General features: G+C 40.2%; 9 protein-coding genes. 4 read left to right on the forward strand and 5 right to left on the reverse strand.

The genetic code is table 11. The features are described 5' to 3' along the window. Positions 1-9: 9 nt before the first annotated feature. The 3 genes from BC659_RS01195 to BC659_RS01205 form a co-directional block, all read right to left on the reverse strand. Positions 10-1,656, reverse strand: coding sequence for a SusD/RagB family nutrient-binding outer membrane lipoprotein (locus BC659_RS01195; protein WP_133472754.1), 1,647 nt, complete (start codon positions 1,654-1,656; stop codon positions 10-12). A 21-nt stretch (positions 1,657-1,677) separates the two neighbouring features. Then, complete coding sequence (locus tag BC659_RS01200) at positions 1,678-4,833, reverse strand: SusC/RagA family TonB-linked outer membrane protein (protein WP_133472755.1); 3,156 nt, start codon at positions 4,831-4,833, stop codon at positions 1,678-1,680. Positions 4,834-5,146: 313 nt separating this feature from the next. Continuing rightward, complete coding sequence (locus BC659_RS01205; RefSeq protein WP_133472756.1) at positions 5,147-5,893, reverse strand: DeoR/GlpR family DNA-binding transcription regulator; 747 nt, start codon at positions 5,891-5,893, stop codon at positions 5,147-5,149. A 170-nt stretch (positions 5,894-6,063) separates the two neighbouring features. Here BC659_RS01205 and dnaG point away from each other — a divergent pair, with 170 nt between their 5' ends. Continuing rightward, the gene (dnaG, locus tag BC659_RS01210; protein WP_133472757.1) at positions 6,064-7,998 is read left to right on the forward strand and encodes a DNA primase; all 1,935 of its coding nucleotides are present in this window, start codon (positions 6,064-6,066) and stop codon (positions 7,996-7,998) included. 106 nt (positions 7,999-8,104) lie between these two features. On the opposite strand, the gene BC659_RS01215 is transcribed toward dnaG, so the two are convergent. Together BC659_RS01215 and BC659_RS01220 are read right to left on the reverse strand one after the other, a co-directional pair. Continuing rightward, on the reverse strand, positions 8,105-9,466 hold the full coding sequence (locus BC659_RS01215; protein ID WP_133472758.1) for a sensor histidine kinase: 1,362 nt from the start codon (positions 9,464-9,466) through the stop codon (positions 8,105-8,107). 9 nt (positions 9,467-9,475) lie between these two features. Next, a complete protein-coding gene (locus BC659_RS01220) occupies positions 9,476-10,840 on the reverse strand; it encodes a sigma-54-dependent transcriptional regulator (protein ID WP_133472759.1) in 1,365 nt (454 codons plus the stop codon). 240 nt (positions 10,841-11,080) lie between these two features. On the opposite strand from BC659_RS01220, the gene BC659_RS16770 reads away from it, so the two are divergent. The 3 genes from BC659_RS16770 (at position 11,081) to BC659_RS01230 (ending at position 13,278) form a co-directional block, all read left to right on the forward strand. Continuing rightward, positions 11,081-11,233 (forward strand): hypothetical protein, encoded by a 153-nt coding sequence (locus BC659_RS16770; protein ID WP_162847312.1) that lies wholly within the window; start codon positions 11,081-11,083, stop codon positions 11,231-11,233. 16 nt (positions 11,234-11,249) lie between these two features. Further along, a complete protein-coding gene (locus BC659_RS01225; RefSeq protein WP_133472760.1) occupies positions 11,250-12,506 on the forward strand; it encodes an efflux RND transporter periplasmic adaptor subunit in 1,257 nt (418 codons plus the stop codon). Positions 12,507-12,600: 94 nt separating this feature from the next. Further along, positions 12,601-13,278, forward strand: coding sequence for an ABC transporter ATP-binding protein (locus BC659_RS01230; RefSeq protein WP_133472761.1), 678 nt, complete (start codon positions 12,601-12,603; stop codon positions 13,276-13,278). Positions 13,279-13,284 lie beyond the last annotated feature (6 nt).

Here is a 13,284-nt window from a genome sequence, read left to right on the forward strand (position 1 = left end):
CGTTCTTGGTTAAGGTTTACTGAACCACATTTCATAAGTATGGTAATCTGATTTATCACCACCGAATTTGCGCAGTTCATCCAGGTTCCATACATACTCCGAATTGTATCGGGGTCTTACACGGTAAACAGGTTTACCGAGGTTAACTGCGGCCAGTGTGGGCAGCGTAAAACCTTTGAATACCTGCTGACCGGTTAAAGGATCAATATCGGTGTAATGGAATCTTCTCAGATCTACCCAGGTTTCAACCCAGTTCCATGCCCAACCTGAAATATACTTTTGCAGCATAATATCTGTCATGGTTAAAGTGGCCGGAGTTTGCTGAACATTACGCGAAGCGAGGTATGTAGCACGTTGAGTAGCAGAGATAGGAGATCCATTGAAAATATTAGCCGCCCCTCTTAAGCCACTGTAATTCTTATTGATAAAATCAAAATGCGCATTGATACCAGCCAGATAGGCAGCATGTGCCCCGGCGAGGTTATTTTTTCTGAACTGAGCTTCTGCTTTAATAAACTGAATTTCCGAATAGGTCATCACCGGCATTACAGCCTTGTTTTTGAAAAGGTATTTACCATTATCCAGGAAAGTAGCAGCAGAAGGGTTACCAATGGTCGTATCTGCCCACAATACAGGCACTCTTCTTCTGAAGTTAACACCCGAAGTTGACGCACTCAAAGGATCTCCCAATCCCGGATCAACACCTCTGTACCCACCATTATTGGTGCCTGATGTATCAGCAGATGCAGATAGCATATGTGGTAAACGCGGGTCTCTGTTCTCAGCCCAGGTAGTACCGGCAAGTGTAGTTCCATCCAATAAACGCACCATGAAATTACTTTGTCTGAATAAAGTAAGGTTATCACGGTAAGGACCAAAGAAATTGGCATCATCGTTTTTAGAAGCATCAAATGGAATCACAAAATCATCTGCAACACTCGCCAAAGCGTTATCGCAGTATTTGATCACTGAATCAGCATTATAAGATGCTTTGTTTGATAAATGGTTCCAGTTACGGGCAAGAATACCATAAGTGAATCTTTTCCATTTAGTAACGTCACCATTATAAGAATAATCGCCCAGATTAAGTGTATTGGTAGATTTTACAGCTTCCGCCATTTCAAGGTACTTGATGGCTACTCTACACAATGAATCAACGCCTTTGTAAACTACATCCTGTGTATCATATTTGAAGTAGTAGGTATTTTCCTTAAACGCATCGTTAAAGATAATTTCACCATGATAATCTGTAGCTGTCTGGAACATATAGGCTTTGAGTGCAATAGCAGCTCCTACGTAATCGAAGCGGTTATCTCTCAAACCGGTTGTTATAATATAGTCCAGATTTTTACCCAAGCCATAATAGGTCTGGCGCCAGATATCGCCTGAAGCATCACTGTTGGCAATATAACTATGGGTATCCCATACGTCATTATTACCATTCGCCATGGTGAGCCAGTTCTGGATATACTTACCCACATAACGGGCATCAAATTGTGTACCACGTGGAATAGCAGCAAGCATGGCAGGAAAAACAGAACCCACAGAAGGAGCCTGCGTAGTATCAGGGTCAGAGTTAATATTGAGGTATTTCTTACAACCTGATGCTATCAGCATGGTTAATAAGAAACCTGCTATGTATATTCTTTGTTTCATAATAGTATGATTTATCAGGTTTTAGAATTGAACTTTTATACCAACATTGATACCGCGTGGTGTGGCAACAGAACCGAAATCAATTCCCTGTCCACCAAATCCACGTGCATTACCGGCATTGATACCGTTTACATTCGGATCAACACCTGAGTAATTGGTAATCATAAACAAATCAGTACCTGTAACAAAAATGGAAGCCTGTTTGAATACTTTCTGACGCTTCAATATAGAAGCAGGCAATCTGTAAGCCAATGTCAGGTCTCTCATTCTAACCCAGTTCACATTCTCAATAAATTCAGCTTCAGGTAATGTTGATACAGATGCCGAAGATGAATAAAAGTCATTTCTCAGGAATGGTGTTACTGCAATAGTGTTTACAGTTGGGTTAGCCGTATTCTGTAAACCATCGGCCAGCACACCTTTGATTACCCTTGGTGTTTCCCTGTCGAGTGTATTAACGCTGGTACCCTGTGTACGCATCATCATCTCATTGGCATTAAACACATCCCCACCTTTACGGATATCGAGGTTGAAACTTAACTGCCATGATTCACCAAAAGATAATTGGTTGATCAAACCGATTTTGAAGTCAGGATTTCTATCTCCGATCGGATCAAAGTTCGCCTGAATCAAGGGCAAACCTGTGGTTGGTGAAATCAGGATATCACCACGGTTGTTACGCTGATAAGTACTTCCCGAAATATTGGCCAGTGATGTACCCACTGATACCTGTGAACGGGCATTACCATATAACCATGTATCAGAATCGTAATAAGCAGGCAGATCAGCAGGCATTTTTTCAACAATAACCCTGCTCTTATCAAAGTTCACGGTTACATCCCATCCGAAGTTTTTACTTCTTACAGGTGTTGCTTTCAATTGAACTTCCCATCCTTTAGCAGACAATTCACCACCATTGATGTATTTCAGTACGAAACCGGTACCATAACTCAAACGGTTAGACACAATCTGCTTGGTAACTTTATTATTGAAATAAGCCACATCCACAGTAATTCTTCTTTTCAGGAAATTCAATTCCGCACCTACCTCAAAGTTTTTAGAAAACTCAGGCTGCAGATCGAAGTTGTTACCAAATACACCCAGTGCATATCCACCACCTGTTGTAATCTGGCTACCAAAACTGTAATCGATCACATAAGGTACATATGGTGCTTTACCACTGGTTGCATAAGAAGCACGCAGTTTACCATAATCCAACCATTCCATTTTTTTGAACAGTTGAAGATCAGAGAACACAAAGCTCGATGAAAGTGAACCATAATTAAAGAATGGCTGCTTATCATTATACTTTGAAGTAAGTGTTGATACACCTTCACGTGTAGCTGATGCGGTAATAAAGAAAAGGTTATTGAAACCAAAAGTATAATTACTGAAATACCTTACTTTACGGATCTGCTCCCTGGTAAGTCTCGCATCTCTTGAAAGTGGATCGGTATTGTTGATAGATACGAAATCAGGCTCATAAAATCTTTCGCCTCTTTGAGCATTGATCGATCTTTTAGCATCTTCAATATAAGCACCAAAGGTTAAACTGTTGGTGAACTTCTTGGCGATGGTTTTGGTGAAAGTAGTTCTGAAAGTACCATTCAGACCTCTGAAGTTCTGCTGATAGCTACTGAAATAACCTCTGGTAATAAAGCCCCATCTTGAATAAGGGTGTGTTACAAACATACCATCGGTAGAAAACTGATCCACACCCACGATCCAGTTCATGTTCCACCACTTATATGGAGTATAAGCAATATTCACGTTACCGGTAATACGGTCGTTTCTATCGTTTGATTTATTTTTATTGACATCCCAGAATGGGTTATCAGCCTCTGCTGCCAGGTTGCCTGCCAGGTTATTACGAAGCGGGCGTCTGGTACCATCAGGATTGATGTAAAGACGAATATCATCATTTAATGGCCAGTTAATGATATTCGGATAATATGAGTTCAGCCCTTTGGGTGCTTTATCGTTATTACTGATCGTATACATCCAGCTTGAGCTCATGGTTACTTTCTTACCCAGCTTTGCAGAACCCGTTAAACGGAAATTCATTCTTTCAAAACTGGTATTGGGAACGATACCTTCCTGTTTCAGGTAACCTGCAGAAAAACGGTAAGTAGCATCAGCAGTTCCGGCTTCAACACTTACGTTATGCTGCTGGGTTTTAGCTGTTCTGAAAAAATTACGCAGGTTATCATACAACTGCGTTCCTTTCGGATAAGCCGGACCAAACATTCTGAAACCATAGGTTGCATAAGAGTTAGGATCTGCCAACCCTGCGGCACCACGGCCGTATACAGTTTGTATCTGGGGAAAACGATATACTTTATCCCAGCGGAAAGAGTTATCGTAGTTAACCCTTGTGCGACCAGCTGTACCTTTACGTGTGGTAATGATAATGGCACCCGAAGTACCATCAGAACCATATAATGCAGTAGCTTCCGGGCCTTTCAGGATGGTAATATTTTCAATGTCGTCTGGATTCAGATCCGCAATACGGTTGGTATAATCACTGTTTCTGTTACCCATGGCAATACCATTGGGGTTAGATGCAGCCGGTAATGCCTCCTGATTCAGAGAACTGTTATCCAGGGGAACACCATCCACTACAAAAAGTGGCTGGTTATTACCCGCAATAGATGCACCACCACGCAGAATTACCTGGGCACTCGCACCTGGTAAACCTGATGTAGAGGTAACAGCCAGACCCGGTACGCGACCAGCGAGCGAGTTAAGGAAGTTTTCTCTTCTCGTCTGGGCAACATCATCACCTTTCACTACAGGTGCCTGATAAGCCAGTTCACGCTTGTTTCTTTGCTGACCGTAAGCGGTTACAACCACATTACCTAGCTCTTTATCGTTGGTTACCATTTTAATACTGATGGTTTTCTCATCAGCAACAGTCATGGTAACAGACGCATAACCTACATAAGCGAAAGTGAGGCGTTGACCTTTCTCAGCCGCAATAGAATAGTAGCCGGCTGTGTTGGTTTGTGTTCTTTTGTTCGTGCTCCCGTTTGTAACGGTAACACCAACCAGAGGCGTTCCATCCTCATCTGCCAGTACCGTTCCGGAAACGGTTGACTGACCCTGACTGAATGCAGGTAACGAGGAAATGAAAAATAGCAGCAGTGCCATTCTCATAACAGTTAGACATTTTCTCATTTTGGTATGTTTTCGATTTAAGGTTTAAGGCGTTTGCTCCTTATTCCATGACAGACAATCAAATCCCGCAAAACAATGCATCACCCCCGGCTTTTATTGCTGCAAAAAGCTGCAAAAAAATAAGGACAGATTATCGAAAAGCGGAATAATAAAGCAATGTTAAAATTTAACGTGCATATTTACGAATATATTTATCCATATTTTTTTTCACATCTAAAGGCAAATACCAGAGTATCCGCAAAAACCTGCATTTGATAGACCGAACTGCGGTTTTTAACGGTTTTAGAGGTAATCAGGTACCTAAATCGTAACTTTATAGAACGGTTATGCCCTTCTGAACATAAGGGACGAGTTTGGGGTCTGAGGGATCCAGTTCAGTAATTAATATGTCAATTTCCTCGGGTTTACATACCTGAAGTCGTTGTGTAGTATTTAATTTTTCTGAAATAGCCAACGAAACCGTCTTCTGGGCACAGTGCATCATGGCCCTTTTTACTTCAATAATTTCCCATTCCAGATCGGTGATACCATAATTGGCATCCATGCTATTGGTACCCAGAAAACAATAATCAGCCCTGATACCCGATAAACGCTGTATTACTTCGGCACCCACTGATATCTGGGCCGTTTTGGATAATTTATTGCCTAAGAAAATCACTTCACTACTCGGATGCTCCAGCAGTTCCAGTGCAATAGGCACACTTACGGTAATAAACGTGGCATTCAGTTCAGGGGGAAGAGCCTTAACCAGTTCCCGGATAGTAGTACCACCCGATAAAACCACAAACATGCCATCCTTAATAAGTTCTATTGCTTTATAGGCAATACTTTTCTTCTCAGGCAATGAGTAAATGGTACTGGTTTCAAGGGTAAAATGGAACGACTTTGATAAGGCACCGCCATGTACTTTGATCAGCTTCCCTTCATCAGCTAATTCCTGAAGATCACGGCGAACCGTATCTTCCGAAACATCCAATTGCACACTGAGGTCAGATGACAATACTTTATTATGAATATTGATTTGCTGAATGATATAAGCCTGGCGTTCTTTCTTAAGCATGGTTAAAAATAAGGAAATGATAGAATTGCCCAATTTCCTAAGACCCAAAATTGTATTTTCGCCTTTTCAGCGAAAAGAGTGAGTAGTCAGTAGTGAGTAGTGAGTAGTGAGTATATGAACAAAAAAACCTCTACTCACTACTCACTACTCACTACTCACCATTGACCATCATGATTTCAGAAAACACAAAACAACAGATCCTCAACCGTATTGATATCATAGATATCGTAGGGGAATTTGTGAAGCTGAAAAAAAGAGGTACGAATTATATCGGGAACTGCCCTTTTCACAACGAGAAGACCCCTTCTTTTACCGTATCGCCCACCAAAGAAATCTATAAATGCTTCGGTTGTGGCAAAAGCGGCAATTCCATCACTTTCCTGATGGAACATGAGAAATATAGTTTCCCTGAAGCACTTCGCTGGCTGGCGGCCCGATACAATATTGAAATTGAAGAAACCGAAGTAAGCCCGGAACAAAAACAACAGCAACTTACTTCTGAGAGCCTGTATGCCATCAATCATTTCGCCCAGAAATTCTTCTCTCAGCAATTACTCGAAACCGATGAAGGCAGAAATATTGCCCTCTCCTATTTAAAGGAACGGGGGTTTAGAGAGGATATCATTCATAAATTTCAAATTGGCTATAATCCCGAAGCCAGAGATACGCTTACTAAAGCACTACTTGCCAACCAGTTTAACCGTGAAATATTACCCAAAACAGGTTTGGTGGCATTACGTAACAATGATGAACTGGTAGACAATTACCGCAATCGTATCATATTCCCCATTCACGGTAATACTGGTAAAATCATTGGCTTTGGCGCCAGGGTAATCGGCAAAAGTGATCGTGGCCCTAAATACATCAACACACCGGAAAATGAGATTTATGTAAAGAGCAGGATTTTATACGGTGCCTATCAGGCAAGGATGGCTATTGATAAAGCAGATGAATGTTTACTGGTAGAAGGATATACAGATGTGGTAAGCTTACACCAGGCAGGTATTGAAAATGTGGTAGCCAGTGGTGGTACTTCTTTAACTACCGATCAGATACGCCTCATAAAAAAATATACCAGCAACCTCACCATTATTTATGATGGTGATAATGCAGGCGTAAAAGCAGCTTTACGCGGATTAGACATGGCCCTCGAAGAAGGACTGAATGTAAGACTTGTACTCATTCCCGATAACGAAGATCCGGACAGCTATGTAAACAAAGTGGGGGTCAGTGCTTTTAATGAGTTTGTAGCCAAATCAAAAAAAGATTTTATTCTCTTTCAGCTGGAAGTAATGCTGAAAGAAGCCGGTAATGATGTAAGCAGAAAAAGTGCGGTTGTAAACCAGATTGCTGAAACCCTCAGTAAAATCAACAAAGCAGAAGATTTTACCCGTCAACAGGATTATATCAGACAATGCGCGGGCCTACTGAGGATTGATGAAGCCGGACTGACCAATCTGGTTAATAAATACAAACGTGATAAAATTGCCAAGGAAGAAAAAAAACAAATTTCTTTTGACGATGTAAATAACCAGTTACAGGAAGGCGGTCAACCGGAAGATGTATTGGATGATACCAGTCGCTTATTTGCACAGGATGAGGCGCATGAAAGGAATATTCTCCGGGTACTGCTTGAATATGGTCTTAAGCCTTGGGATGAGACCAACAATATGGCCGATTATATTTTTCAGGAACTGGAACATTTTCATTTCGAAACACCGGCATTGGAAAAATTATATGAAGAATACAAATCATGGTATACGCAGGGACTTGAACCTACTACCAAAACCATGCTGTACCATAATAATGAAGAAATAAGAAACCTGGTGATCAGTATCTCTGTATTTCCATTTGAATTAAGTCAGAACTGGGACGAAGTATTGGAAGGCATGAACATTGTAAACCGAGATACCAGTAAGCAGGATGTAATGATGAGCGTGAACTATTATAAACTTCGCCGCATTAAAAAAATGATTGAAGAAAACCAGCGCGATATAGAAAATGCTCCATTAGAGAATTTCAAGCCATTACTCGAAGTACATAAATACCTCAAAGAAGCAGAAAGATCTATTACCAATCAGCTGGGAACGGTGATTATTAAGTGAGTAGTGAGTAGTGAGTAGTGAGTAGTGAAAAAAACGGGGTATAACATTCATTTATTATAAATAATTAAATAACACTTACTCACTGCTGACTACTCACTACTCACTGTCAGAATTGCAACGAAAACGCCGTCCCCTTTCCTTCTATTGACTGCACAGTAATATTTCCTTTGTGGAGCATCATGATTTGTTTACAAAGGCTCAGTCCGATACCACTGCCATTCTTTTTGGTACTGAAGAACGGAATAAAGATATTGTTCATCACTTCTTCGCTCATACCCGTTCCATTGTCTGTTACTTTAATCACTACTTTTTTATTGGGCATTTCAAGTGCTGAGAGTGTGATACGCGGATTTTCAGTTTCTTTCACTGCATCCATCGCATTCACAATAAGATTGATTAAAACCTGTTCAATTAGATTATGGTCCAGCTCTATAGACAACGCCGGATCCTTTAAAACGATATCCATCTCAATCTTTTTCTGATCAAGTGTTGGCTCCATGAGGTTATGCATATTTTCAAAAAGATCGCGTACATAAACATGCGTAAGATTAGGCTGGGTTACTTTATTCAGGTTTCTGTACACTTCTGCAAATTTCAATAACCCCTCACTTCTTTTTTTAATGGTATCGATACCTATGGTAAGATCTTCCGCCAGACCGATATCATGATGCAGGTTCATGGCAGATGATTGTAGCCGGTGATGAAGCGTATCGGCTAATGAAGAAATGGGGGCAACAGAATTCATGATTTCATGTGTCATAACACTTAATAACCGCTGCCAGGCTTTTGATTCTGTTTCATCAAGTGCCTCATTTACGTTTTGAAAAGCAATCAATTTGAATATTTTCTCATCAGTCTGAAAAGCGGTTGCAGAAATCAATACACGTAAATTATTTTTTTCCTGATGCACGGTTACCACAATACTATTACCAGGCTTTACACTTGCCAGCTGTTCATATAACACAGGGTCTCTTTTTTCAAGTGAATGAAGGGTCTTCAAATAGGGTGTAAGCAGCATTTTCTTGAGCGATTCATTCATCCATACTACTTCACCTGTTTCTACTTCATAAGAAAGAATACCTGTATCAACCAACTCAAGTATTTTCTGAAGGTATTGAAACTGGGTCTCCTTCTCTCTTGTAATCAATTTAAATGTTGAGTTAATATCATTAAAACCTTTTCGCAGTGGCTGTAACTCATGTGGTGCATTCTGCACATTAAAATTTCTGGAGAAATCCCTGTATTGTATCGATTCAACAAATTCTTTTACCTCTTCCTCTGCCAGTTTATGAAACCTGTAAAAATCATAAATCTGGTAAATGATAATCGGGAGCAGCACAATCGCATATACATATTTTTCACGTACCACCAGAAATGCCGTTGCTGTAAGTACGATAAAAAGGAAAGCTACCCTGATCAGGATATCCCAATGGAAAGAATTTTCTTTTTTATTTTTCTTTCTACTCATTTTTTCTTTTTAGAGTTCATACTTACTGAGTCTTCGATACAAGGCAGTTCTGGTAAGACCCAGTTCTTTAGCCGCTTTACTGATATTACCATTGTGCTTATCGATTACTTTCATAATCGTATTTTTTTCAAGCGTACTGAGTTTTAGCTCAGCAGTATCTTCTGTATCTGTAACCGGATTCTCCAATGGAGAAAACAAGAGATCTTTTGCTTCAATCAATTCCGACTCTGCCATGATAATAGCCCTTTCGATGGTATATTGCAGTTCACGCACATTCCCTGGAAATGAATACTGCTGTAGTTTTTCAATAGCCGAATCAGCCATACTGATATTGGGTTTAAAATATTTCGCCGCATACATTCTGGCAAAATGATTGGCAAGTAAGGGTATATCCTGTTTTCTTTTCCGAAGCGGAGGCACCACAATTTCAACCGTATTGATGCGGTAAATCAGGTCTTTTCTGAATTTATTCTCATTCGCCAGTTCCTGTAAGGGTAAATTGGTGGCACAGATCAACCTGATATCAACAGGAACCGCCTGATTGGTACCAAGCCTGGTTACCTGACGGTTTTGTAATACGGTTAATAATTTAGCCTGCTGCTGCAGGGTAATATTTCCGATTTCATCGAGAAACAAAGTGCCTTCATGTGCCGTTTCAAATCTACCTGCACGATCATCTCTTGCATCAGTAAACGCACCCTTTTTATGCCCGAAAAGTTCACTCTCAAACAAACTTTCCGTTAATGAACCAACATCTACTTTTACATAGGGCCCGTTTACACGCAAAGACTGCTTGTGAATAGCAGCGGCAATTAAATCTTTACCTGTTCCATTTTCTCCCAGTATCAGGATATTGGCATCCGTAGGAGCAATTTTCGATAACTTATAAAATATCTCCTGCATTACTTCACTTTCGCCCAACATCATATTACCCATTTTTCCAGAAGCGAAAGCCTTATTGTTGGGGTCGTTCCCCTTTACAGCCACAGATCCTTTCAAAACGGTAGCAATGGTATCCAATAACTTCTCATTGTGCCAGGGTTTTACCATAAAATCGGAAGCACCGTCTTTCAGTGAACGAACAGCCAGATCAATATCACCATATGCGGTAATCATGATAACGGCAATATTGGGTTTGATTTCCTTGATCCGTTTCAGCCAGAAAATACCTTCGTTTCCTGTGTTGATAGATGCATTGAAATTCATATCCAGCAAAACCAGGTCAAAATCACCGGCTCCCAGCAAGGCAGGCAACTGTTCCGGATTTTTTTCTGTTACTACTTCCTTTACTTCCGGACGTAATAGTAGCCGAACGGCTGTTAATACATCTGGATCATCATCTATAACCAGTATGCTCGCTTTTTTTAAACTCATGTAAGAATCTTTTTACCTGAATCATCCATCCGAATATTTCAGTCCATAAATATACCGGTTCACTAATAATCTGAGAACGAATAGATTATAATCCTTCATGCCTACCCACCTGTATCAAAAGCGGACAATAATTGTATCAAAACCGGACAGTATGCCTGAGACTAAAAATATAACTCACTGATTTTCAGTTACTCTAAAGATTGGCATCATCCTTTCAATAAAGCTGGTATATATAGAAAAATGAAAAAAATCATTAAAAATAAAACTACACTTACGGGAATCATACTATTTGCATTTACCGTGGGGCTTATCGCCTGCGTACTTTGTTTCTGTGATAATGAATCCAGACAGACCCTGGAAATTTCAACCATCAATTTCATACACCTTATTTAAAAGAAAATATCAGCACGTGGACAGAGTTATTCAAAAAAAGAAGTGGAATTCCAAAAGAATCATGACCCTTGCGGGTATAACAGGTATACTGTTATTAATTGCTGCCAGCTATTACTACACATCCGGAAAACCCAAATTAAATGTTGACCTGGAAAGAATTACGATCAGTGAGGTTAAAAAAGCAGCTTTTAAAGAGTTTATTCCGGTGAATGGAGTGGTGCTTCCACTTACCACTATTTATCTGGATGCATTAGAAGGCGGACGCGTAGAAGAAAAATACGTAGAAGATGGCGCCATCATGAAAAAGGGGCAGCCCATTATGCGCTTATCCAATACAGATCTTGCCTTAAATCTCGTAACACAAGAAACCCAGGTATTTAACCTCCTTACACAAATGCAGATCGCAAGAAACGCAGCTGAACAGAATACCGTTACCAGATTGAACCAAATGACAGATGTAGATAACCTGCTCAAAGAAGCAAAACGTGTATATGAGCTGAACAAACATCTGTATGAACAAAAAGCTATCGGAGCACAGGAGTTCAGACAATCTGAGAACAATTATAATTATCAACTGGAGAAAAAGAAACTGGCACAGAAAATACTGGGACAGGATTCTGTTTCAACAAAACAAAGTCTGGAACAGGCCAAACAGTTGTTTGAAGGATCAAGAAACGCTTTGCAACTTACAAGAAAAAAAGTAGGAGACCTTGTTGTACGTGCCCCTATTGATGGTCAGCTTACTTCACTCGACGCTGAAATTGGCCAGAATAAAAATAAAGGCGAAAGATTGGGTCAGATAGATGTACTCAATGGTTTTAAGGTTAGGGTCGACATTGATGAACATTATATCTCAAGGGTATTTATTGGTCTGAAAGGAGATTTCAGCTTTGCCAATAAAAAATACACCCTAAAAATTACCAAAGTATATACACAGGTTACCGGTGGCCGCTTTCAGGTAGACATGCAGTTTGAAGGTGAAATACCACAAGGCATCAGACGCGGACAAACATTACAGATTGGACTTGCCTTGAGCGATGAAACAGAAGCCATATTGATTCCAAGAGGAGGTTTTTACCAGCAAACAGGCGGCAACTGGATATTCAAATTAAGCGCTGATGGATCCAAAGCCTATCGTGTAGACATACAGTTGAACAGACAAAATCCTGATTTCTATGAAGTAGTACAAGGGCTTGTTCCGGGAGAGAAGGTAATCACTTCCAGTTATGAAAATTACGGAAATATGCAGGAACTGGTGTTGAAGAAACAATAAATTATGTGAATGGTCAATGGTGAATTCAGCTTCTATTGATCATTCACCATTGACCATTCACCTAACAATATTTTATACCATACAAATAACAATCATGATAAAAATTACCAACCTCGAAAAAGTTTACAGAACGGATGAAGTGGAAACCATTGCGCTGAACAAACTTTCTATGGAAATTAAAAAAGGAGAATTTGTTGCAGTGATGGGTCCGTCGGGTTGTGGAAAATCTACCCTTTTAAATATTCTGGGATTATTAGATGACCCTGATGCTGGAAGTTTCATTTTCAATGGTCAGGAAATAGCCGGTTTTAATGAAAGACAACGTGCTGATGTAAGAAAAAGAAATATTGGATTTGTTTTCCAGAGTTTTAACCTGATTGATGAGTTGACGGTTTTCGAAAATGTTGAGCTACCCCTGATTTACACAGGTGTAAAGGCTGCTGAGCGTAAGCAGAAAGTAGAAGAAGTACTGGAAAAAGTTCAAATTATGCACCGCCGTAATCACTACCCACAACAGTTATCAGGCGGACAGCAACAACGTGTTGCCGTAGCACGTGCGGTGGTAAATAATCCCAAACTGATTCTGGCAGATGAACCTACCGGAAACCTCGACTCTTCGAATGGTAATGAAGTAATGGAGCTATTAACCAATCTCAATGAACAGGGCACTACCATTGTAATGGTTACACACTCTGAACATGATGCCAGATATAGTCACAGAATTATACGTATGCTGGATGGCCAGACTGTTACTGAAAATATACTTGTATAGCCGGAT

Source organism: Sediminibacterium goheungense (assembly GCF_004361915.1).
Classification (GTDB): Bacteria; Bacteroidota; Bacteroidia; order Chitinophagales; family Chitinophagaceae; genus Sediminibacterium; species Sediminibacterium goheungense.